Here is a 24,895-nt window from a genome sequence, read left to right as displayed (position 1 = left end):
TCCATTAGAGATTTTGACTTCTCAATTGGCCACAAGCCGCGTTGATGTCGTGACCTTGTTCTTTTCTAAGTGTTGCGTTCATGCCGCCTTTTTTCAAGACGTCATAAAAGGCTTCTTGATTCTCACGTTTTGAACGTTTGAATGGGGCTTCTGTAACTTCATTATATGGGATTAAGTTAACATACACATTAAGCCCTTTAAGGAGTTTAAGGAGTTCATAAGCATGTTCTTTCTTATCGTTTAGTTCGTCGATTAAAATGTATTCAATCGTGATTCTACGGTTGGTTTTCGTCATGTAGTAACGAATCGCATCAATTACCTGTTCAATTGGATAAGCCTTATTGATTGGCATCAATTGGTTTCTGACATCGTTGTTTGGTGCGTGTAAGGAAATTGCGAGGTTGATTTGAAGTTGCTCATCTGCGTATTCTTTAATCTTTGGAACAATCCCACAGGTAGATACCGTCATGTGACGTGCAACGATTTCTAACCCTTTAGGCGAGTTCGCGTTGGTAAGGAAGGTCATCAAGTGTTCATAGTTATCAAATGGTTCACCGATACCCATCACGACCACATAGCTAATACGTTTACCATAAGCGCGTTCAGATTCAATGATTTGGCTCATGATTTCACCGGCAGTAAGGTTACGTTTCTTCTTCAAAATGCCTGAGGCACAGAAACGGCAGCCCATGTTACATCCTACTTGTGAAGTCACACAAATCGAGTACCCATAATCATGGTTCATGACCACGGTTTCAATGAGGTTCCCATCTTGTAAACCATATAGATATTTCACTGTGCCATCGACACTTTTTGATTCGATGACTTTTTCCAGTGTCTTAATTTCAAAATTAGCTTCCAAAAGTTCAATAACATCTTGGCTAAGGTTGGTCATTTCTTTGAAAGTGACCACTTTTTTCTTATAAATCCAGTCGAATACTTGAGAAGCACGGAACTTTTTCTGTCCATTACTCTCCATAAACGACTCTAAGGCTTCGAGTCTTAAATCATAAATATTTGTCATTATATCACCAAAGATATTATACACTAAAAGGACCCATTTGATAAGTGAATGCGTTTTAAGAAAAAAAGGCTTTCGCCTTCTCTTATTATTCTATAAATGAATGATTTATATTTTAGAAGATAAATTAGTGATTTTTGGTCCATCCGTAATTAAAAAGTTTGAAGAGTGAATCGCGTAGGTGTTGGTGTTATCTCCTTCAATTTGCTCAGGGTTTGAGAAATAAAGTTCGCTATTCCCTTCAACTTTAACGCCGAGTAAACTTGTAATATTAATAAATATTTTGATTTTTGTGAATCGGTTTACTTCAGCCGGACGGTAGCAGTTGCTGGATTTGTGCATCACTAGATTCATAATGACATTGTTACGTTTGGTTCGTTCGTTGTATAAAATGAATGCACGGGCCTCTTTGGTTCTGTCTTCTCCGTAAAACTCGTATTTATCACCATCACGTTCAAAACGTAACTTATCAAATGTAATCGCTGAAACGATTTTACCTTCAACCACTCGAAATGGAATTCTTACAGTGATGAATTGGTAATTGTCTTTATTTTGGTAGACATCCTCGATTGAGATACCTTCTTCTAGCATATGAAACATTGAGCTTTTTTGTGTAATCATTTTATCAATATAACGTTCGGATTCTGGGTAGATAAGCATCCGATCAACAAAATCGATGATTGTATAGTTTGAGGATGCGAACTGTAGTTCTCGGAAAAGTTCTGCACGTTTATTCGTATCATCATTTATTTTAACGACGGTTTTATTGTGTATTAGGATTAATAAACTGAAGAGCATGCTGGATAAAAACGAGGCGAACGCCAAAAACAAGGCGACAACACGAATCCCAATGACATTGAACATTCGGTCCAATTCGTCCCCTAAAAACAACATGGTCAAACTGATTATAAATACCACTGTCCCTGTTATGACAATGATGGGTAAAATCCATTTATTCTCTTTCTTCATGATCGATGTATCCCTCTTTATAGCCTATGTAAACTCATTATATCATTAGAAAAATAAATTACAACAAAAAGCAAAAAAGATAAAAGAAAAGAAGGCCGTTGCCTTCTTAACCTCTAAGTTCTGCTTTAAATTCAAATTGGAGACGGTTGACAATACTCTTCATCAACTTATCAACATCCTGTGCTTCAAGTGTTTTTTCCTTGCTATTAAAGGTTAAACTGAACGCTAAGGACTGTTTGTTTTCACCGAGTTTATCATCACGATACACGTCGAATAGTTTTAAATCGACTAAGAATTTACGTGCTGTTTGTTCAATCAGTTTTGTGATCTTACCAACTTCTAGATTACGGTCTACAACAAATGCTAAATCTCTCGTGATATTTGGATATTTAGAAATGGTTTCAAATTTTGGTTGAGGTTCAATCTTCGCTAAGATGCGTTCTAAGTTTAGTTCAAACGTATAAGCATCCACTTCAAGGCTTGGATGAAGTTTACCGATATAGCCAATAGGCTCATTCTGAATCATTACTTTCGCACAAACCCCTGGGTGGAAACCTTCAATATCGGAGGCTTTTTCATACGTTGCAACCAGATCAAAATGCGCTAAAATTGCGTCCAATTGACCTTTTAAAACGAAGAATGAACTTTGAATGCCTTCTTTGGACCAGCCAATTTGTTGATAAGTACCCATTAATAACGCGGATAAATGAAGGGGTTCTTCATGAGAAAAGTAGACTTTACCCACTTCGAATACTTTCAAGTCATTGATTTGTCTGGAAGCGTGGTATCTTGCGTTTTCTAACAAGCCATTGATTAAAGAGTGTCTTAAGGATTTCTTATCTTCAGAAAGTGGGTGTAAAATGCTGATAACATCTTCACTTGGTTGGGTAAATAAATTGACTTCCTGAGTCTTTAGTAACGAGTAATTTATGACTTCATTGTAACCTAAATTTCTTAGGATACGACGGAACTTAAGTACTTGATTCTGACGTTTGGAATAGGCACCAAGTTGATTGGTCTTTGGTAACGTCATTGGGATATTGTTTAAGCCATAAATACGTGCAACTTCTTCAATTAAATCCGCTGGAATACGTATGTCATTACGATAGCTTGGAATTAAATACATATGTTCTGCTACAGGGATGATATTCAAGCGTTTGAGGATATCCCTTAAAGCTGCTTCATCGAGCTTGATACCTAAAGTTTTATTCACTTTTTCAACTTGAAGTTCGACTTTTACAGGTTTTGGATAAGGTAGACCAGTCATCGCGATTTCTTTCGTAACTTCAGCATGAGCGAGTTCAGTTAGCATCGAGGCTGCTTTATTAATTGCCATACGAACACGCGTTTCATCGATACCGCGTTCAAAGCGTAGTGAGGAATCACTTCTTAAATCGAGGCGTTTTGAGGTTTCACTAATTCGTTTTGGATCAAAGGATGCAGCTTCTAAAATAATCGATGTGGTTTGTTCATCGACCATGGTGTTTTCTAAGCCCATTACACCTGCTAACGCAACTGGATATAAACCGTTGGTGATGACGATATCTTTCGCCTTTAATTGACGTTTAACACCGTCTAAAGTTACAACTTCTTCGCCGTCTTTAGCGTTTCTAATGACGACTTTATCGGTTTCGAATTTTTGTCTATCAAATGCGTGTAGTGGTACACCGAGTTGTAACACCACATAGTTTGTGACGTCGACAACGTTGTTGATTGGGCGGATACCGGAAGCAATCAAATCACTTCTTAACCATTCAGGTGAGGATTTCACTTGAATGTGGTTTAAGGTTCTCGCGAAATAGCGGTTGCACCCTTCTGTATCATTTTGAACAACTACTGGATTAAGTGTATCGGATTCCAATGGGGTTTCTTCATGATAGGTTAATTTCTTATTGAGGACTGCCGATAAATCGTAAGCAAATCCAAGTACCGATAGTAAATCGCTACGGTTTGGTGTAAGTGATAATTCCATGGAATCTTGGTTAAGATTTAAAAGTTCAAGTGGATTAGCACCGACAGGCACAGCTTCTTTGAAGAAGAAAATGCCTTCTTTATAGGTGTCTTCAACATATTTATCTTCAATCCCAAGTTCGCGTAATGAACAGATCATCCCGTTTGATTCAACCCCACGAATTTTGCTGTGTTTGATTTCGAAATTGCCTGGTAATACTGCCCCTGGTGTCGCAACAATGACGTATTGTCCGGCTGCAACATTTGGTGCACCACAAACGATTTGTTCGACCAAGCCATTACCTAAATCCACAGTTGTAATGTGTAAGTGATCCGAGTTTGGATGGTCAATACAAGTTAAAACATGACCAGTCACTAAACCTGTCGCAACTACTAAGGGTTCATAGGACTCGATTTCAGTGATGTAGCCATTGGTTAATTCTTTTAAGTTAGATGGTACCTCATGGATGAGGGTTTTAAGCATATGCGTCGAGATTTTCATCTTAGCGGCCCCCTTTGAATTGTTTTAAGAAACGGATATCGTTGGTATAAAACTGTCTGATATCGTCGATTTTGTATTTAAGAATGCCTAAGCGTTCGACCCCAATACCGAAGGCGAATCCTTGGACTTTGTCAGGGTCATATCCACCCATTTTTAATACATTAGGATGAACCATACCTGCCCCTAGAACCTCAATCCAACGGCCATCCTCATGGTGGACATCGACTTCAACGGATGGTTCGGTGAATGGGAAATAAGATGGGCGTAAACGAATTTCACGGTCTTGTCCGAAGAATTTACGAATCACAGATAATAAAGTGCCTTTTAAGTCGGACATCGAAATATCTTCACCAATGACTAAGCCTTCAATTTGCATGAATTGGTGACTATGAGTTTGGTCATCATCATCACGACGGTACACTTTTCCTGGGCAAATAATCTTAATCGGTTCTCCTGCACTTTCAAGCATCGTACGCGCCTGTACGGGTGATGTGTGCGTTCTTAATAAACGATTAGGGTCAATGTAGAAGGAATCCTGCATCGCTCTAGCAGGGTGGTCTTTCGGTAAGTTGAGCATTTCAAAGTTATAGTGGTCACTTTCAACTTCAGGTCCTTCTTTTACTTCATAACCTAAACCGATAAAGAACGCTTCTAGTTCTTCAACAATTTGTTGTAATAGGTGAGAGGTTCCGATTTCTGTTTGTAGTCCTGGTAGGGTAACATCAATCGATTCAGCCGATAATTTCAATTGGATTTCCAATTGTTCGATTACGGAACGTTTTTCTTCAAACATCGCCTCTAACTGTTGTTTGATCTCATTAATTTGCTTACCTACTTTTGGTTTTTCATCGTTTGGTAAGTCTTTTAGGGTCATCATTAAACTGGCGATATCCCCTTTTTTACCCAAATATTGTGCCTTGAGATTGTTTAAGTCATTGTTGTTCTCAATGGTTTCTAATTGGGTTTTTGCTTGTAAAATCAAGTGTTGTAAGTCCATGATATTCCTCCTATAAAAAATAAAAGACGTCTTTAGATTGCTCTAAGGACGTCATAAACGCGGTACCACCTTAGTTCTAGAATGGATTCTAGCACTTAATATCTTTAACGCAGACCTACGGGTGTGATTAGCACCACAAGAAAGTTGAATTCGTGATTCACCCTGGAACATTTTCACCAACCATGTTCTCTCTAAACAGTTTAGAATCCTTACTGGTTCTTCCTATTGTTATTTTAATCTCTTCTTGATGCTATTATAGCAAGTAATCTTAAAACTTGGTAGTAGATATATACAATCGATACCATTAGTCCTAATGATACCATCCATTCGTATCGTTTATCAAGACCTTGATCGACGATATTCGTAGCGTTATCAAAATGTAAGGTAAGCATGAATGCGCCATACATGATGAATACAAGTGTTAAGAATAATACCAGTGGGCTATTGACATCGCCAAATAACATATAAGCCATTTGACCACCATCAAAGATGGATGCGATCGAAACAAACAAGACAACAGCTAACATGGAGAATCCAAAGGATAACATAAATCTTCTGAAGCCTCTAGTAACAGTAATTAGCTTGGTTGCATAAAGTGTCAACATACCAAAGAAGATTGCACCAGTGATTACAACCGCTAATAAGACGATATTAAAGTCTGCCGAACCAAACTGATCGGCATAAATAACACTCATCAAGACTAAACCTAAACCTTCAGATAATGCATAAATGATACTAAAGACTGGTGCGAGTCTCACAGATCTTGTCGCAACGATTACCGAAATGAATCCAGTGAATAAAGAAGTAATGAGTAACCCCATGTAAAGACCTGGGTTAGTATTCGCAAAACTGAGTCCGAATACCCCAAATCCGATGGCGATACCAAATAATAATATGGTTTTTAGGATGATACCACGTAGGCTCGCAGACTCACGTTCGATTGCGAGAGCATCCGGGTTTTTTCTTAAACTTGAAAATACAGGATTGTTTTGTTGCATAATAATTCCTCCATTCAATCGTATTATAAAACTTTCTATTCTAAAGTGCAAATAAACCTTGTTCAATCACATCATTTTCCTCATTTAAGTCGTCAAATGCGCCATAAGCTTCCATCTTTTCAAAGACAGTTTTATTGATCTTTGTGCGGCCTTTAACATCTTCTCGTGTGGTAAATGGTTTTTGATTTCGGTTTTCAACGATGTCATAGGCGACTTGAGTGCCTAATCCATCCACAGAAACAAATGGCATTCTTAAATGATTGTCTTCAATTTTGAATTCAACAGCTTCCGATTTAAAGATATCCACTTTCAGGAATTTCATGCCTCTTAAGGTCATTTCCAAAGCGATTTGTAATACAGTTAAGACCGATTCATCTTTGGCAGTGGTATTGAATAGCCCTTCAATTTCTTTAATTCGATTGCGGATGGCATTCGGACCTAAGACCATGGTTTCATAGTCGAACTGATCAGCCCTTTTTGAGAAATAGGCACTGTAGAATAAAATCGGCTTATAAACTTTAAACCATGCAATGCGCATCGCCATTAAAACATAAGCAGTTGCGTGGGCTTTCGGGAACATATATTTGATTTGAGAACAGCTCCAGATATACCATTTTGGTACCCCATTACGTCCCATCAATTCTTCGTAGACTTTCCATTTTTCTTTATCTTTAGAAGGTTTACCTTTACGTACGAACTCCATAATTTCAAAGGATTTCAAAGGGTCCATACCAAAGTTGATTAAGTCAACCATGATATCGTCACGACAACCAATGATTTGATCAAAGGTAATGCCTTGAAATTCTTCTTTTTTGTTTAGAATTAAGTCTTGGGCATTTTTAAGCCAAACGTCGGTTCCGTGAGAAAGACCTGAGATTTTCACCATACCAGCGAAGTTCGTTGGCTTGGTATCGGTCAACATTTGACGTACGAAGTTGGTACCTAGTTCAGGAATCCCAAAAGATGCGACTTCACTTTGAATGTCTTTAGGATCTAATCCGATGCAGCTGGTATTGTTAAAGAGTGCATAGACTTTAGGGTCATCAACTGGAATTTCATAGGCTTCTTTGAATGGGAACTCGGTCGGATTCGCCTTCACATAATCCATTAAGAAACGGATCATCGTAGGGTCATCGTGACCAAGAATATCTAGTTTTAAGAGGTTATCCTCAAAGGAGTGGTAATCGAAATGGGTGGTTTTCCAACCCGCTTGAATATCATCAGCGGGGTACTGAATTGGGGTGACATCAAATATTTCTTTTTCGGATGGCACAACAACAATCCCACCTGGGTGTTGTCCTGAAGAGCGTTTCACGCCTTCAATGTTTTTCGCTAAACGTTCGACTTGAGCGTTACGAATACCCGTAATTTGCTTGTCTTCAAGATACCCTTTTACATACCCAAAGGCGTTTCGTTCCGCGACAGTTTGGATGGTGCCGGCTCTAAACGTATGGGATTCTCCTAAAAGTTCACGGACATACTCATGTGCTTTCGATTGGTATTCCCCTGAGAAGTTTAAGTCGATATCTGGGACTTTATCACCATTAAACCCTAAGAAGGTTTCAAATGGGATATCGTGTCCGTCTTTGTGTAAAACATGTCCACAATGTGGGCAGTTTTGATTGGATAAGTCATACCCTGAAGCGACATTTTCTAAATGGACTTGGAAAGATTTCTCAAGGTCTGTTAGACCAAATTGTGCAATATCCTCCTCACTCATTTTAAACACGGTGAAGTCACCATTTGGACAGCGGTAATGGGGTTTTAGTGGATTAACTTCAGTGATGCCCATTAGGGTTGCAACCAATGAAGATCCTACCGATCCACGAGACCCAACAAGGTATCCGGCTTCATTAGAATTTTTAGTTAACAAGTAAGAAATATAGTAAATCGGTCCGAATTCGTTTTCAATGATATTCTTGAGTTCTCTTTCGATACGCTTTTCAACCATAGGATGAATCTTTTCACCGTAGAGTTCGTGAGCCTTATTGTAGACCAGACGGTAAATTTCTTCTTTGATTGAGGCGATACCAAGTTTATCGTTAAAGGCGTTATCTCTTAAAGAATATAAGCTCTTTGGAAAGGCTTGAATAGAATCAATTTTGTTGTTTAACTTATTGGTATTGGTTACAACGATTTCATAGGCAAGTTCATTACCTAAGAACTTGAAAGCCTCTAACATTTCATCGGTACTCATCAAATACTGTAACGGTGCGGTTTCATAACGCGCAAGGTCGTGTGTGCCACCACCTACCAGTTTCGTACGAATATAAATATCACGATAGATTGCACCAGTTTCATTTAGATAATGGACATCCCCAGTCGCGATGATGAGTTTATTCATCTCTTTCGCGATTCGGATGATTTTCTTAATGAGTGACTCAATGATAAAATCTGCATCCGCACCTAAATCTTCTCTTAAGTGACGGTAAGAAACGGGTGGTTGTACTTCAATGTAATCATAAAATGATACTGCCCTTCTGAGGTCCTCATCACTACGATTAAGCGCCATTTCAAAGACTTCACCATGACTACAACCAGACCCAACCAAAATCCCTTCACGGTGTTTTTCCAAGACCGATTTCAATAGTCTCGGACCTTCAAAGAAGTGATCTGTAAGGGTATCTGAGACAATCTTAAAGAGGTTTTTATAACCGACTTGGGTTTGTACTAGTAAGTTTAGGTGTGTTGTAAAACCACATTGCCATGCATTTGCGAGTTCAATATCTTTATTGATATCCGAGTGTTTTTGAATGCCTCGTTTATAAAAATCCGCTAGCATTAGTATAAAGATATTTGCGGTTGCAAGAGCGTCATCGACCGCACGGTGATGGGTTTCAAGTTTCACTTTAAAGAGTTTAGCAACTGCTTTTAAGTTGTAACGTTTGAGTTCATTTCGGTAGTAATAACGCGCAATGTTTAATGTATCGATGACTGGAAACTCTTCTTCAGGAATCGATAGTCTGGCCATATTCGCGTAAATATGCCCAATATCAAAAGATGCATTATGTGCAACCAAAATCGCACCTTTTATAAACTCTAAGAACTTCGGTAAGGCTTCATCAATTTTGGGTGCACCAACTAGATCCTCATCTGTGATGGTGGTTAAACTGGTTGTAAAGTAGGATAGTTTTTGTTCTGGATTGACGAAGGTTGAGAACTGTTCTGTGACCTGATGGTTTTGGACTTTCACTGCAGAAATTTCAATAATCTTATCTCGTTGGGAAGAAAGTCCTGTGGTTTCAAGGTCAAAGACAACGTAGGTTGCGGTTTTTAGATCGATATCTTGGTCACCCATCGCCATCTTAAACGCAGTTTCATCGATATAGTTTAATTCAACCCCATAAATTGGTTTGATGGGTTTACCTTTGGTTGCTTTCGCGATATCGGGGTAAGCATATAAACCATCATGGTCTGTAAACGCGATGGCTTTATGTCCCCATTTAATCGCTTGATCCACGTATTCAGAAACATCGGTAATACCGTCCATGTTTGACATTTTGGTGTGTAAATGGAATTCAATACGCTTTTCCTTCGCCGTATCTTTGCGTTCTTTTTTACTGGTCTTTTCTAAGAATTCAATCACATTCGCGATTAAAACAACGTCTTTCGCGAAGGTATCAAATGAGGCTCTACCGGATACTCTCACGATGTCGTGTTCCTTATACGATTCCGCGGTTGTGATGTCTTCTGGTTTGTTCAAAAACTGTTTAACAATGATGGCGTCATCTTGGTCAGCAATCGTCATTTGGAGTAAAGAGATATTTTTAAGTTGTCGGACTTCTGTTTTCAGTACAGAACCTTCCACTGAAAAGGCTGGTACACCTTGTGTATTTTGATAGGTATCCAAATCCAAATTGGTTTTTGGAATATCAGTAATTGGACTAATTTTGTCCGCTTTATAGACTTTTTTAAAATTCTTTAAGGCCTTTTTAGGTTCAACCTTTTCTTTTGGTGTTGAATCCTTTAATTTCTCAATCGCTTTTTGTTCGTCAAGTTTGATTTCTTCAATCACATTCGGTAGCGTTTTGGTAACTTCTAAACGTATCGTTGTATGAAAACCATACCGTTCAAACGCCTCTTCAAATAGTGGTAAATAACGGTTTAAATGGTTGCTATGGTCATCGACAAACACAACAAAACCATCGGCATAAACCACTTCAAAGTTTTTAAATACACTTAAAGAACCGCGTTCTTCAGATAGTGTTTGTAAGACCCACTGAAAATAGGACACAGCGTCATTTTGCCAGGTTTGTAATTCATAGTGTAATTTATAAGCGACTTTATGAACTTGATTTGGAATGGTGAAATAAAGTTGTAACTGACTTGTAAAGGTTTCTAATGATTTTGCATCCGGGGTTTCTTTAAAAGAGATGAAAAAACTCCATTTTTTCTCTTTAGGGTCGACCACTACATTATTCAGTTGTGCTTCTAATAATTTGGGGTCTTTAAACCCGGATTGTTTCAAAAATAAATCAAATTTGTTCATAATTAAGCCTACTCTTCATCATCTTTTTTACGAATGACCACTTTGGACATTCGTATTAATCCATTAAACGCCATCGCCATCATAACAAATGGTAAGATCATCCCGACTAGCATCAAGATACCTAAACCATACAATTCTGCGATTAAAGCGATTATAAAATAAACCGTACTGGCATAAGCTGCCATTATGAAACGGTAACGGTAGTTCAGTTTTTGTAGACGTACACCATAGGATAAAGCCATTATCCCTGCGATAGCGAGGTATAAGACAAAATTTGAAATGAATATACCTAATGAGAACCCTGTGGCGTAGAAACTACGGTAATTCGCATCTAACTTAACCAGTGCGGTTTTAAAAGTCTCGATATCCTTTGTTTCGGTTAGGTCAAAATCAAAGTTTTCCATACCGAGTTCTAGATAGGTAAGTGATTCAATTTGTGTACGATTCGCGTAAAATCCTAATCCAGTTTTTTCAAATACCAATTGGGTTTCAAAGGTATCGTAAGGCTCATTAAAGTGAATACGCATATCTTTATACGTAAAACCATCTGTAGTGACACAGGTCATCTCCCCATTAGTAATCGCACAATCCGGGGCTTTTTGAATAAAAAGACCAATCAATTCTTGTTCAACTTCTGGCGTAAAAGGGGATAAAACATACGACTTAATGATAATCGGTAAGGAGGCTATAAATGCCAAAAGAGCCATGTATAGAAATACATAACCCATTTTATCTTTTAGGAAAAATGCAATTTTACTCGGTTGAAATACCGATATTTGAATTCGTTTTAACATGGCATAACCTCTTCTTTTTATTATAACATAATAAGACACCTGTGTTAAAATACATTTGGTGATGACATGAATCTATTGACTGACGAAAAACATTATAACACACTCAACAACTATTACAGACACCAATATCCAAACAAGGTTTTTAAGATTGCACTGAATGGACACTTCACTTGCCCAAACATTGATGGTACAGTCGCACGGGGTGGTTGTACGTTTTGTACACCTTTAGGTTCTGGCGATTTTGCCGGTTCTAAGTATGATCCACTCCGTACTCAATTTGATAACATCAAAGAAATGATGCATCTTAAATGGCCAGATAAAGCCAATTATATCGTCTATTTTCAGGCGAATACCAATACCCATGGACCCATCGAAAAGTTAAGTGCACTCTTCGAGGAAGCGATTACGCTAGACCCTAATATCGTGATGATTTCGATTGCGACAAGACCCGATTCACTACCGCTTGAAGTGCTTGATTATTTAGCGGATTTAAATACTAGGATGCCTTTACAAGTCGAACTTGGACTTCAAACCATCCATGAAACAACTTCGAATTTAATCAACCGTGCGCACGACTTAAAGTGTTTCGATGATGCTGTTAGAGCTTTACGGGCACGTAACATCGAAGTGGTTGCACACATCATCAATGGATTACCCTATGAAACTAAAACAATGATGTTAGAAACTGTAAAACACCTGAATACACTAGACATACAAGGCATTAAAATCCATATGCTTCACGTGATGGAAAAAACCAAAATGGGCTTTGATTATAAGAAGAATCCATTTCCAATTTTAAGTCTTGAAGAGTATGTCAATATCACTGTTGATCAACTCCGAATGCTTAAACCTTCGATTATTGTTCACAGAGTGACCGGGGATGCTCCATTAAAACTATTGATTGAACCCAAATGGACCATTAAGAAATTCGTTGTTCAAAATGAGATTGATAAACGGATGCGTGCTTTAAATGCTTGGCAAGGTGATTTATATGAAGGATAATCATATCCAACAATTTGTGATCGATTACTTAAAGACACACGTAACAAAAAGTGATGTCGTCGTCGATGCGACTGTAGGTAATGGTCATGATACCTTGCTGCTTGCGTCACTAGCCAAACACGTCATCGGGTTTGACATCCAAGCCATTGCAATCGAAAGAACCCTCCAAAAAATAAAGAATTCCAGTATAGAAAACGTCACTTTATTTAATGATTCTTTCGAGAATATTTCTAAAATTGAAGCTTACAAGGGTGTAGTATTCAACCTTGGTTATTTACCAAATGGAGATAAATCGATTACAACTCAAGCGCTTGTTACACTTGATACTCTAAAAAGTATTACCCAACAAATGCAGAATGATGACTTCATATTGATTACGGCTTATCCAGGACATCCTGAGGGTACATTAGAAGCTGATTTAATTCTAAAATACGTTCAGACACTCCCAAGGTCATTCTTAAGTCTTATCTATCAAATTCAAAACCGAAAGAACGCACCATTCATAATCCTCATTGAAAAACAAAACGATTAAGCTCATTACCGCACTGGTAACGAGCTTTTTTAATGAAAAAATGTACAGCCATTTATAGACTGTACATTCATTATTTATTCTTTAATGACAACATTGACCAATTTACCTGGAACATAAATCACTTTAACGATTTGCTTACCTTCAGTAAATCTTACAACGTTCTCAGCTTTTAAAGCTAGTTTTTTGACAACTTCACCATCTTCGTCTGGTGACACCATGACACGATCGCGAAGTTTGCCATTCACTTGAACCACGACTTCAATTTCATTCAATACCAGTTTTGCCTCATCGTATGATGGCCATTCTTGATAGGTAATAATATCTTTTTTATTGAACACAGTTTGGAAGAGTTCCTCTGTGATGTGTGGTGCAATCGGATTCAATAGTTTTAAGAAGCCAATCGCTTGTTCTTTCGACAAGCGTTTTTGTTTGTAGACTTCATTCACAAAAATCATCATTTGAGAAATCGCGGTATTGAAAGCTTGTTTGTCATAATCTTCTGTGACTTTTTTCACAGTTTGATGGTAAATATAGTCCAGTTCAGATACGCTATCCTCAATTGGAAGATAATACATTCTCCAAACGCGGTCTAAGAATCGTTTAGACCCATCGATGGCTTCGGTATTCCATGGTTTATCCGCTTCAAGTGGGCCCATGAACATTTCATACAATCTTAAGGTATCGGCACCATAGGATTCGATTACTTCATCTGGATTAACGACATTACCTCTAGATTTACTCATCTTTTGGTTATCTGAACCTAAAATCATACCTTGGTTTAATAGTTTCATAAACGGTTCTTTAGATGAAACGAGTCCTAGGTCAAATAAGAATTTATGCCAAAATCTTGAATATAGTAAGTGACCAACAGCGTGTTCTGCCCCACCAATATAAATATCAACAGGTAACCACTTATCGAGTTCTTTTTTAGCTTCTTCGGTATTAAGTGGAATAAAGCCTACCAGTGTTTTTAGAACATAGCCAATATAATACCAACTAGACCCAGCAAGCTGAGGCATCGTATTTGTTTCACGTTTGTAGAGCTTTCCGTCTTTTTGAATATGAATCCATTCGTATAAGTTCGCAAGTGGCGATTCACCCGTTCCACTGGGTTTAATATTTAGCATTTTTGGAAGTTCAAGTGGTAATTCGGATTCATCTAGTGCAATAACATTGCCTTCTTCATCAAACAACACAGGGAATGGTTCACCCCAATAGCGTTGACGTGAGAATACCCAGTCTCTTAAGCGGTAGGTGACTTCTTTTTGTCCTAATCCTAAGGATTCAAGATAAGCAATGATGGCTTCTTTTGCAGATTCGTTGTTTAAGCCATTGATAATGCCTGAATTAATATGGACACCATCGCCTGTGAAACAGCCTTCTTCATCCGATTCAATGACTTTAACGATATCTAAACCATGTTTTAACGCGAAAGCATAGTCTCTTTCATCATGAGCAGGAACAGCCATAACCGCACCAGTGCCGTAGGAAGCAAGTACATAGTCAGCAATCCAAATTGGCACTTTTTGATTGTTGATTGGATTGATGGCGTAAGCGCCTGTGAAGACACCCGTCTTATCTTTATTTAAATCTCCTCTATCAAGGTCTGTTTTTTGTTTGGTTTGTTCAATATATGCTTTAACTGTAGAAAGTTCATCCTGAGTTGCGATTTCAAGTACAAGTGGGTTTTCTGGCGCTAATACGCAGTAAGTCGCTCCGTATAAGGTATCCGGACGTGTCGTGAAAACATCAAATGAAATGTCACTTTGGACGACTTTAAATGTAATCTTCGCACCAACAGATTTACCAATCCAGTTTCTTTGCATCTCTTTAATGTGTTCTGGCCAATCGAGTAGGTCTAAATCTTCAAGCAAGCGGTCAGCATACTTAGTGATCTTTAATACCCATTGTTTCATGGCTTTCTTGGTTACAGGATAATGACCACGTTCTGAAACCATGACACCATCTTTGATCTCAATCTCATCATTGGCAAGTACTGTACCTAAACCTTCACACCAGTTGACTTCGACGTCTCTTCTTTCAGCAAGCCCATGTTTAAACAGCTGGATGAAAATCCATTGTGTCCATTTATAGTAATCACTATCGGCGGTTGCGAATTCTCTATCCCAGTCGATACCAATGCCCGCTTCTAAAATTTGGCGTTTAAAGTTTTGGATATTTTTGTAAGTAAAATCTTTAGGATCATTACCTGTTTGTAGTGCATATTGTTCTGCTGGTAATCCAAACGCATCCCAACCCATTGGGTGTAAGACATTAAAGCCTTGCATGCGTTTAAAACGACTCATGATATCGGTCGCTGTATACGATTCAATGTGGCCCACATGAAGCCCATGTGCAGATGGGTAAGGAAACATGTTCATCACATAATAAGTCGGTTTAAGTTGGTCGTTTTCGGTTTTAAAGGTTTTATGATTAAACCAATAGTCTTGCCACTTTTTTTCAATGGCTCTAAAATTATATTCCATAACATCACTCTTTCATAGTTTCCATTATAAAACAAAACCTTGTTTTTTAAAACAAATACTAGAAAAAAAGCACGTGGTTTCGTGCTTTTTAATGGGACATTTTTTGATTTGCAAGTTCAGGTGAAATTTCGCCTGCTTTAGTGAGCGCTGTTTTGGTAATGAGTGGTCCAACAAGTTCATAAATAAAGGTTGCTGATAAAATTACAGCCGAGATTTTCGCAGAGTATTCTGGAACAATATTTGCAGCTACGATGGTCAAACCAATCGCTACCCCAGCTTGAGGTACTAAGCCCCATCCCAGATATTTTCGAACATTAGGTGAACCATTAGCGACTTTAGCGCCTAAGGAAGCTCCAAAGAGTTTACCAATGACACGTCCAACGATGTAGATAACCCCAATCCCACCAACAGTAAGTAATACATCAAACTTGAGTTCAGCACCAGATATAACGAAGAACATAATGAATATGGGTGGTGTGACACGATCTACTAAGAACATGATGGTGTCTAACACATCTTCTTTTGCAAGATTAGTAAACACAGCCCCCATCATCATACAAGCCAACAAAGTGGAAACTTCAAAATCGGGTAAGGCTAACTTGATGAGTTCCGGTGTGGCAGCCACTAAGAAAATGAATGCGATTAATAAGGATAAACGGTTCCCACGACCAGTGTACCATCTAAATCCGTAAGAGATGATAAGTCCCGCTAAGGCTCCAATCCCTAAACTTAGGATAATTTCTACAAACGGTTTGATAATCATCCAAGAGATATTAACATCCCCGGAAACATTACCTACTGCTTTTGCAATCGCAACAAATATCCCGAAGAATACAATCGCGGTTGCGTCATCAATGGCGACAACGCTAAGTAGATTTTCAGTGACTTCACCTTTAGCTTTGTATTGTTTAATAACCATAATGGTAGCGGCTGGTGCGGTCGCTGCGGCGATGGCTGATAGTACTAGCGAGAAACGCAGATCGTTACCAAATGCGATAAGTGTCAAGAATACGACTATAATCGCGAAAAACGATTCAAGTGTCGCGATGACAATCGGTAGTTTACCGACACGTTTGAAATAGGATAACTGAAACTCAGTACCAATTGTGAATGCGATAAATCCTAATGCGATTTGACTGATGGTGTGTAATTCCTCATAAGCTGTATCTGGAATGATATGCACAGAAGCCAATCCCAATACGGGTCCGATGATGAGACCCCCTAAAAGATACCCAGTGACATTGGGTAGTTTAAAGTATTTCGCCAATTTTCCAAATAACAAACCTGTTATGAGGATCACGGCCATGTAAAAGAGAATCATTATTGTTTATAACCTCTGATAAAATCGATTGGAACTGTAAATAAAAGCCCGGTGTTAGGTTCTTTGATATCCCCAACTACTTCCTGAATGATTCTTTCAATAATTCCAATACTTTCTTCTTTAACAACCATCATAACGGTTTTGTTATCTACTTGGTTATCTTTAAGTAGATGTCTCAACGATCCAAAAATCGTTGATAGTGTTTCATCGTTGGTCTTGCTTAACTGTGAGGCCATGCCAGATGAATTAAATACGGTAGCACCTGTGATATGTGCTTTGGCCAATTCTTTTAATAATCGGTCGAGTTTTTCAGTTTTATTTAAAATGAAAATGAGTAACTTCATATGTCTACTCCCCCTTACTTTTTTTATTATACGCCTATCTATTTAGAATGTGCAAAAAAAAATAAGGAACATTGTCCTTATTTGCCTTGCGACTCGATATATTTTACTAAGTCGCCAACAGTCTTTAAGTTTTGAGCTACTTCGTCTGAAATTGAGACATCAAATTCATCTTCCATATTCATAATTAACTCAACTGCGTCTAATGAATCCGCACCAAGATCTTCTTGTAAGCGAGCTTCTAGTGTAATTTTTGACTCTTCAACTTTTAATTCATTTAATATCATTTTTTTAACGCGTTCGAAAACCATAATGATATCCTCCTTTAGTGTAGTCACATGTTATTGTAATCCATCATCGTCCATTTGTCAATGATTGTGGACGTTTTTTATTTGAATATCAAATTAATTATTTCGGTAATGAAATAGAAAGCAAATAAAGTCATTATGCCATAAAGGCTTGATAATGCTATTATTTTGTCTTTCATAAAATATATCGCATATATTATTATGGTAAATACATTTAATATTGCACCTAATACAAACCATTAAGCATAGTCAGCTATACTCTTATCTTCAATGGGTTCTGCTATAAATCCACACCCTCGACAATAAGTATCGCCTTCTACATGCACATGTCCACAGTGTTTGCATCACATTAGAGGATACCAATTAGAAACGCATACGAAATAATAATCATAAAGCCAAAGAATATGAAACATAAGAATCTATGAGCCCATTTAAAGCTTGTTTAGCTGCTCGTTTATTATATGCTTTAAACATAAAATAAGCTATAAACCCCACATAAGGGAAAATAATGAAATGAAGAACTATTCGAAGTATTTCTTGTCATGGCTGACATGACATTCATTACCGCAGTTTGAATACATTAGAGTTCACACTCATCATAGGATGCGAGCTTTTCTGCTCGATATCCATACTGCTCGATGGTATCAATGACAGTTTCTTCATCAATGGATTCATAATAGATTTTTCCAATCATAGTAGATAGTTCTATATCTACTTTTATCGCGCCGAGTTCCTTAGAGATACGTTCGATTGTATTCAAACAGGACCCACAATGAAGCCCTGCTAATCTGACGACTAATACTTTCATACTTTCATCCTCACATATTGGATTATATCCTCAATCATTTCCTGAGTTAAGTCATGTCCACAAGGATATGACTTATAGATATATTGTTCTTTACGAAAAGATTCTATGAATGCTTTAGAGGGTTCTTTGCTCACAGTATCATCATAATCGCCTTGTAGAGCGAATGCAAAACGAGGCGTAAACTCTTCTTTTTTAAGTGTAAGACGATTCACTTGTTCTTCGATCAGAGTATACCTTTCTTTTAGGATTTTCTTCTTTTTCGTCTCATAATGTAATCCTAGATTGGGTGTACCTATGATGGGTATACAGAATTCTATAGGTAAATAGCGATTCAAAAGATAGGCTATATGTCCACCCATTGAAGTTCCAACAATTGAAACCTTATCTGTCCTATTTTGATAATTGGTTTTATATAAGTATACGATATCACTTAAAGTATGTTCAATTACAGTTAACATTTCAATCGTGGTTAATACAGGATCGTTCTCAAAATAGGGTACAGCTTTACGATCACCATGTTTATACGCATCCACCGAAACTACATCGTATCCTAAATCAAATATTTTATCTGCGAGTCCTAAGAAATTTGAAAATGTTTTATTACCAAAATGGCCGTGCATGATGAAAAACAGGCCTTTAGGTTGGTCATGAAGTTTTTCTACATAAGGGATTTTTAAGTCAGTCATATCATTTTTACCAAGCCTCTAAATGGGTGCTTATTCATCATATCGATTAATCCTAAGACACGTCTATGGGTGATTTTATCTCCTGAAAAAAGAGGGATTGCACGAAGAGGAAGTTCTTCAAATTGTTCCTTCATCATTTTCTTAGTCGCTTCATCGGTTTTGGTTTTTTGGATTTCTTTTAATCCAATCTTATAGATGAGTCCGCCTACGCGACTTTCTTTAACTTCACCGATGGTTGAGTTTAAATGGATCTTGTGATGCTCTGTATCCTCCTTTGGTGGGAGTTCACCATAAAGTTGTTCAAAGTCATGAATACTGATGTAGCGATCAAGCGTATGGTATACCGATTCTAAAGTCGGTTCAATCGTATCGCCTTCAATATGAATGGTTTCGATTTGATAGAATGTTCTGGAAGAATCCCCAACTTTGATTTCATAAGCACCTTGTTTGACTCTATATTCATCCACTTCAACATCAAAAAACTCAAAGTGTGAATAGGGTATTTCAATGGTAACCTGTTTGGTTTCATGTGCTTTAACGGATACTTTTTTGAAAGCAATCAATTCCTGAGAAGGTTTATGTACTTCAGTTCCTAAATCCGAACCGTATATTTGAATGGTTTCTTTACCATCTATATTGGATTTATTTGTAATGTTTAGACTGACTTTTAACATTTCATGTCGTTTAAGTGATTGAGTGGATAGTTTAACTTCTTTAACCTCAAAATCACTATAACTGAGTCCATAACCAAATGGGTAGGCGACCATAAGTCCTTTTTTATCAAAGTAACGATACCCAACATAAATTGACTCTGCATAGTAAACGGATTTCGTCCCACCTGGAAAGAATGGATAACTAGAAGTATCATCCAATCTTAACGGGTATGTTTCAGCGAGTTTACCACTTGGATTGACTTTACCATATAAAATATCATAAATGGCTGAAGCAGCTGCTTCACCACCTAAATATGCATTTAGGATAGCTTTGACAACCTCTTTATAAGGCATTAAGGTCACCGAACCGCCTTGTAAGACGACAACTACGTTAGAGTGAACTTCACTGACCGCCTCAATGAGTTTAAGCTGTTGCAGAGGTATATTTAGATGCGTTCGGTCGTAGCCTTCTGATTCATATAGTTCTGTAAGTCCTACTGATAGAATGACGACATCCTTATCTTTACATACATTCAAGGCTTCTTGTATATGGTTCAGGTTTTCTTTGGTATCTAAGGTATATCCATCTGCATATTCAAAGGGAATATTTTGTGATTGAAATATGTCATATAAAGTATCGACTTTGATCGGATTAACCTTAGATGAACCACTGCCTTGGATGCGTGGTTCTTTAGCAAATCGTCCGATTAATGCAATACTTTGAGTGGATTTTAATGGTAAAACCCCTTCATTTTTCATAAGTACCATGGACTCAGCTGCGATTTTACGTGCAAGTTCGTGGTGGTCTATGGTTTCTGATTTTACTTTTTGTTGTGAACCTTTTTCAAGCATCCATAGTACAGGTTTTACAGCAAAATCAATTTCAGATTCCGTGATTAAACCCTTTTTGTATGCTTGATATATGATATTGTTTTTCGACCCCGGCATCTCTAAACTGAGCCCAGCTTTGATGGAGGCAATTCGATTGTTCATCGCACCCCAGTCGGTGATAAAAGCACCTTTAAACCCAAATCGATTACGAGCAATCGCAGACATATACCATTTAGATTCAGCCACATAACTTCCATTTACTTTATTATAGGCGGTCATGATTGACCATGGTTTCGCTTGGATGGCAATTCCAAAGGCTTTCAAGTAAATCTCATACATGGCTCTCTTATCGATAATCGCGTCAATGGTCATTCGATGTTTTTCTTGATTATTCCCATAATAGTGTTTAAGACATGTTCCTATGTTTAGACTTTGAACCCCTTCAATATAGGCTTTACCTAGAGTACCTGCTAATAGTGGGTCTTCACTAAAATACTCAAAATTTCGTCCACACAGTGGGCTCCGCTTAATGTTGATACCAGGACCTAAAATCATGGAAACATCCTGTTGTATCGCTTCGTTTGCGAGAGCTTGACCCATTTCATATATGAGCTTTGGATCGAATGAACACGCTAAAAGTGATGCTGTTGGAAAACACGTTGCTTTAAAGCTCGCAGCAATGCCCATCGCGTCATTCGAAGCCTGTTTACGAAGCCCATGCGGACCGTCGGTCATCATGAACCGCTTTAACCCAAGTTTTTCATAATGTTTAATGTACCAAAGGCCATCTCCAGATAAGAGATTAATCTTTTCCTTGATGGTCAATTGGTTTAAATTTTTGTCTAAGTTTTCCATGGTTACACCTCAATTATTCTGAGTAATTCACGAATAAAATACTGTCTAAAAATTTCATTTTTAAACGTCTCCACTTGAATATTCATCGGTGAGCTATTCGAGGCGATGGAGATGAATAAAGGCATCGCGAAACTTGAGAATAAAATGACGTATTTCGCATAAATGACCATTGGATCGATTGTTTTCATTTCGACGTTTAATTTTTCATAAATCATTTGGGTAAATGGATTATTTGAGAAAAACGTTTCAATCAGTTTATTACCCGCACGGTCAGAGGAGTCTTGATTCAAAAACAAATACGAAATTAATCCAATATTCTCAAGCGAAAAGTTATACGTATAGGTAATCATCGATTCGAGGAGTTCGCTTTTGGATTTGTGTTCATTTTCGAATAACAAATTGCTAATCTCTTTTTTAAGTTCGAGGATAACCTCATCGAGAACTTGATCAATTAATTGTTCTTTCGATCCAAAGTAATAGTTGACCGAAGCAATGTTCATAAAACACTTATCGGCGATATCTTTAATCGTAACCGTTCGTTTTTCTGAGATTAAAACCCGCGTTTCTGTAATGATTTTTCGCTTAATTTCTTGATTTCGCATAGAGCCTCCAAATACGATTTGAAATGGTTTTTAAAACGTGATTTCATATCTCATTTATATCATATTAGCACTATAATTAAAATGTAAATTTAAAATGAATATTTGATTTTATTCAGAAAGGGGTTCATATGCGTTACATTTCATCTAAAAAGGGCCGTTTATTGACCCTGATTCTTTCGCTCGTTTTGACCATCATCTTTGGGATTCTGTCTTTTTCTGTGAAAACGAACTATGATATGAGTACGTATTTACCAGAGGATTCGAATACAAAACAAGGCTTAGAAATCCTAGAAACCACTTTTGGCAATCACGCATCAGTCGATATTGTTGTCAATGGGTTAAGCACTTCTGAGGTTATCGTATTTAAAAATGAAATTAAAGCCTTACCTTATATCTATTCGGTTATTTGGTTAGACGATTATGTTGATTTATCAATCACCCCAATCGATTTTGTCCCTGATAAAGTGCGATTACCATTTTATAACGATGGAAAATCCAAAATCACAGTTGAGTTCACACTTTCTAGTTACGATACACGCTTGAAAGGTGTGATTGAGGATATTAAAGACCTGGCTGAAACCAAACTCTATATGCGAGGTGAAATCTTAAATAATCTTGAAGCACATGAAGTCGCAGCTTCACAGTTATGGCTCATTATGGCAATCATCGTACCAATTTGTATCCTCATATTGGTATTTGTCTCAAGATCCTATATTGAATCCTTATTGATTTTAGTAACCCTTGGTATCGCGATTGTATTAAACTTAGGTACTAATGGTATTTTAGGAAAAGTCTCCTTCATCACCATGACGATGGGAATGGCATTACAACTCGCTATGTCCTTAGACTATAGTTTATTCTTAATTCATCGATACCATGAATATTCGAATTTACCTGTAATTGAACGTGTCACCATGGCACTTAAGAAGAGTTTCACCTCAATTACAGCTTCAAGTTTAACCACCATCTTCGGTTTCATTGCGCTTTGTTTTATGTCTTACCGTATTGGGATAGATATTGGATTGGTATTAGCCAAAGGGATTTTTTTATCTTACTTATCTACAATCATTTTACTACCAGTCCTTTTAGTTATTTCGAATAAATGTATTGATAAAACGACACACAAGAGTTTACTTCCTTCATTCAAAGGTATTTCACACGTTATTTATAAGTATCGAAAGGGATTATTGGTCTTATTCCTCATTATCAGTGGCCTCGGATTTTATTATCAAGGCAAAGCAGATTATTTATACCAAAACGCACCACAGTCTTCGAGTGAATTGAAGTCGGATCAAGATTTTATTGAAGCCAACTTTGGACCATTCAACCCGATTGTCGTGATTGTTAAAGGTGAAGATGTGGCTAAAGAAGTTGCACTCGTACAATCCTTAATGGCTGAGGATAACGTTCTTAGTGTCTCTGCTCTAGTCACCGCAGTCGATCCAAGTATCCCAAGAGACTTCATTCCTGTTGAAACAAAAGCGAACTTTATTCGAAGTGGTTACTCAAGGTTTATTATCAACACCGCTATAAGTTCTGAATCGGATGCTTTCTATGCACTGAACAAAGCGATTATAGAAAAGACTGAATTCCATTTTGATGAAGCCTATTTTATTGGAGTTATCCCTGCTACTTCCGATATTAAGTCGTTAATCTTGAGTGATACTGCCTTAGTTTTATGGATATCCATTGCGTTGGTTGCATTAGTCATTGGTGTAGCCTTTAAATCCATTCTAATTCCTTTGCTATTAGTTCTTGTCATCGAATCCTCAATTTGGGTTAATATGGCAATTAATGCTCTCAGTGGAACTGAGATCATCTATATTGGTTACTTAGTCATTCTATCGATTCAACTGGGAGCTACCATCGATTACGCTGTTTTATTGACTTCTAGGTACTTAGAAGAACGCAAAGTTAATTCACACAAAGAAGCCTATATTAATGCGCTTGAAAAGTCGATTCCATCCATCCTTATTTCTGCATTCATATTATCGGTTGCTGGGTTTATTGAGGCGATTGTTTCAGATATGGAAGCCATACAGGATATCGGAATCATGCTCGGTCGTGGTACAATAATTTCATTTCTATTCAGTATACTATTCGTATTAATACTTATCGATATCGAATATTATGTGGTATCCTTACTCAAAAAACGAAGTAAAAATTAAGTGCAAAAAAGACTCAATAAAATCTAGATTGTGATTGGCATTTTCTACCTATCAACTTTAGGTTGTGAAATCATATCTATCACTTTTAAGTTGCTTCGCAACCTTGATTTGATTGCTATACAAATCACAACCTAGATTTTATATAACTGCAAAAAAAGTCACTTCCATTGAAAGTGACTTTTCTATGATTATACTTTACTGGCTTTGGCTTTTTGAATATTTTCAGCCAATTCCTTCTCAGCTTTACCAAAATCGACCATCCGACGTTTATTTTCTTCCAAACGTTCCTTACGAACCGAAAGTAAATGTTCCATCGCAGAATCTTCGGTAAATCCAACATGTGCTTCTTGTGCGATGACATTGACGATATTATTCGAGAATTCAATTACACCGTTTAGGATTACAGTTACAAGAGTTTGATCTTCTTTGACCATTTTGACATAACCACTATCAATCGATGATATCAGTGGGGTATGGTTTTTCATAAGTGCAAACTGCCCGGTATTTTTTGAAGAGACGACAACATAATCTACCACTTCATCGTAGAGTTTTCCAGCTGGTGTAACGACAACGATTTGCATG

19 protein-coding genes and 1 other annotated feature are annotated in these 24,895 nt (G+C 37.4%); of the genes, 3 read left to right on the top strand and 16 right to left on the bottom strand.

All coding sequences use genetic code 11. From position 1 onward, the window contains the following. Positions 1-4 precede the first annotated feature (4 nt). From rlmN to N7603_RS02320, 7 genes are all read right to left on the bottom strand, one after another. The gene (rlmN, locus tag N7603_RS02350; protein WP_262095728.1) at positions 5-1,024 is read right to left on the bottom strand and encodes a dual-specificity RNA methyltransferase RlmN; all 1,020 of its coding nucleotides are present in this window, start codon (positions 1,022-1,024) and stop codon (positions 5-7) included. A gap of 105 nt (positions 1,025-1,129) precedes the next feature. Next, positions 1,130-1,990: a hypothetical protein gene (locus N7603_RS02345; RefSeq protein WP_262095727.1), complete on the bottom strand. Its 861-nt coding sequence runs from the start codon at positions 1,988-1,990 to the stop codon at positions 1,130-1,132. Positions 1,991-2,096: 106 nt separating this feature from the next. Then, positions 2,097-4,442 carry a phenylalanine--tRNA ligase subunit beta gene (pheT, locus tag N7603_RS02340; protein WP_262095726.1) on the bottom strand — a complete coding sequence of 782 codons (2,346 nt, stop codon included), beginning with the start codon at positions 4,440-4,442 and terminating at the stop codon, positions 2,097-2,099. Between the two features lies 1 nt (position 4,443). Then, positions 4,444-5,439 carry a phenylalanine--tRNA ligase subunit alpha gene (gene pheS, locus N7603_RS02335; protein ID WP_262095725.1) on the bottom strand — a complete coding sequence of 332 codons (996 nt, stop codon included), beginning with the start codon at positions 5,437-5,439 and terminating at the stop codon, positions 4,444-4,446. Positions 5,440-5,480: 41 nt separating this feature from the next. After that, positions 5,481-5,668, bottom strand: a binding site (T-box leader). A gap of 4 nt (positions 5,669-5,672) precedes the next feature. Continuing rightward, positions 5,673-6,437, bottom strand: coding sequence for a Bax inhibitor-1/YccA family protein (locus N7603_RS02330; RefSeq protein ID WP_262095724.1), 765 nt, complete (start codon positions 6,435-6,437; stop codon positions 5,673-5,675). Between the two features lie 40 nt (positions 6,438-6,477). Then, positions 6,478-10,926 carry a PolC-type DNA polymerase III gene (locus N7603_RS02325; protein ID WP_262095723.1) on the bottom strand — a complete coding sequence of 1,483 codons (4,449 nt, stop codon included), beginning with the start codon at positions 10,924-10,926 and terminating at the stop codon, positions 6,478-6,480. A gap of 8 nt (positions 10,927-10,934) precedes the next feature. After that, positions 10,935-11,720 (bottom strand): DUF1189 family protein, encoded by a 786-nt coding sequence (locus tag N7603_RS02320; protein WP_262095722.1) that lies wholly within the window; start codon positions 11,718-11,720, stop codon positions 10,935-10,937. A 66-nt stretch (positions 11,721-11,786) separates the two neighbouring features. Between N7603_RS02320 and mnmL the strand changes: the two genes are divergently transcribed. Both mnmL and mnmM read left to right on the top strand, forming a co-directional pair. Beyond that, a complete protein-coding gene (gene mnmL, locus N7603_RS02315) occupies positions 11,787-12,722 on the top strand; it encodes a tRNA modification radical SAM protein MnmL/YtqA (RefSeq protein WP_262095721.1) in 936 nt (311 codons plus the stop codon). Next, entirely contained in the window at positions 12,712-13,254 is a 543-nt protein-coding gene (gene mnmM / locus N7603_RS02310) for a tRNA 5-(aminomethyl)-2-thiouridylate-methyltransferase MnmM (RefSeq protein ID WP_262095720.1), read from the top strand. Before mnmL ends, mnmM begins: the two co-directional genes overlap by 11 nt. Positions 13,255-13,328: 74 nt before the next feature. Here mnmM and leuS read toward each other — a convergent pair whose 3' ends face one another. The 8 genes from leuS to N7603_RS02270 form a co-directional block, all read right to left on the bottom strand. Further along, complete coding sequence (leuS, locus tag N7603_RS02305) at positions 13,329-15,740, bottom strand: leucine--tRNA ligase (protein WP_262095719.1); 2,412 nt, start codon at positions 15,738-15,740, stop codon at positions 13,329-13,331. A gap of 88 nt (positions 15,741-15,828) precedes the next feature. Beyond that, the gene (locus N7603_RS02300; RefSeq protein ID WP_262095718.1) at positions 15,829-17,046 is read right to left on the bottom strand and encodes a cation:proton antiporter; all 1,218 of its coding nucleotides are present in this window, start codon (positions 17,044-17,046) and stop codon (positions 15,829-15,831) included. Between the two features lie 14 nt (positions 17,047-17,060). Continuing rightward, entirely contained in the window at positions 17,061-17,405 is a 345-nt protein-coding gene (locus N7603_RS02295) for a P-II family nitrogen regulator (protein ID WP_262095717.1), read from the bottom strand. A 77-nt stretch (positions 17,406-17,482) separates the two neighbouring features. Further along, positions 17,483-17,713, bottom strand: a complete 231-nt coding sequence (gene acpP / locus N7603_RS02290) for an acyl carrier protein (protein ID WP_305071957.1) — start codon at positions 17,711-17,713, stop codon at positions 17,483-17,485. Between the two features lie 577 nt (positions 17,714-18,290). Beyond that, positions 18,291-18,518, bottom strand: a complete 228-nt coding sequence (locus N7603_RS02285) for a heavy-metal-associated domain-containing protein (protein WP_262095716.1) — start codon at positions 18,516-18,518, stop codon at positions 18,291-18,293. Continuing rightward, complete coding sequence (locus N7603_RS02280; protein WP_262095715.1) at positions 18,515-19,204, bottom strand: dienelactone hydrolase family protein; 690 nt, start codon at positions 19,202-19,204, stop codon at positions 18,515-18,517. The genes N7603_RS02285 and N7603_RS02280 overlap by 4 nt, the downstream gene beginning before the upstream one ends. After that, positions 19,201-21,543 (bottom strand): beta-glucosidase, encoded by a 2,343-nt coding sequence (locus N7603_RS02275; protein ID WP_262095714.1) that lies wholly within the window; start codon positions 21,541-21,543, stop codon positions 19,201-19,203. The genes N7603_RS02280 and N7603_RS02275 overlap by 4 nt, the downstream gene beginning before the upstream one ends. A gap of 2 nt (positions 21,544-21,545) precedes the next feature. Further along, positions 21,546-22,145, bottom strand: a complete 600-nt coding sequence (locus N7603_RS02270; protein ID WP_262095713.1) for a TetR/AcrR family transcriptional regulator — start codon at positions 22,143-22,145, stop codon at positions 21,546-21,548. A gap of 128 nt (positions 22,146-22,273) precedes the next feature. Between N7603_RS02270 and N7603_RS02265 the strand changes: the two genes are divergently transcribed. After that, positions 22,274-24,313 (top strand): efflux RND transporter permease subunit, encoded by a 2,040-nt coding sequence (locus N7603_RS02265; RefSeq protein WP_262095712.1) that lies wholly within the window; start codon positions 22,274-22,276, stop codon positions 24,311-24,313. Between the two features lie 188 nt (positions 24,314-24,501). Here the strand turns inward: N7603_RS02265 and atpC are convergent, their stop codons facing one another. Further along, entirely contained in the window at positions 24,502-24,894 is a 393-nt protein-coding gene (atpC, locus tag N7603_RS02260; protein ID WP_262095711.1) for an ATP synthase F1 subunit epsilon, read from the bottom strand. Between the last annotated feature and the right edge of the window lies 1 nt (position 24,895).

Origin of the sequence: Paracholeplasma vituli (assembly GCF_025446935.1) — a bacterium.
In the GTDB taxonomy this organism is placed as follows: domain Bacteria; phylum Bacillota_I; class Bacilli_A; order Acholeplasmatales; family UBA5453; genus Paracholeplasma; species Paracholeplasma vituli.
The sequence above is the reverse complement of the archived record's forward strand: the minus strand, read 5'-3'. Positions and strand labels throughout refer to the sequence as shown.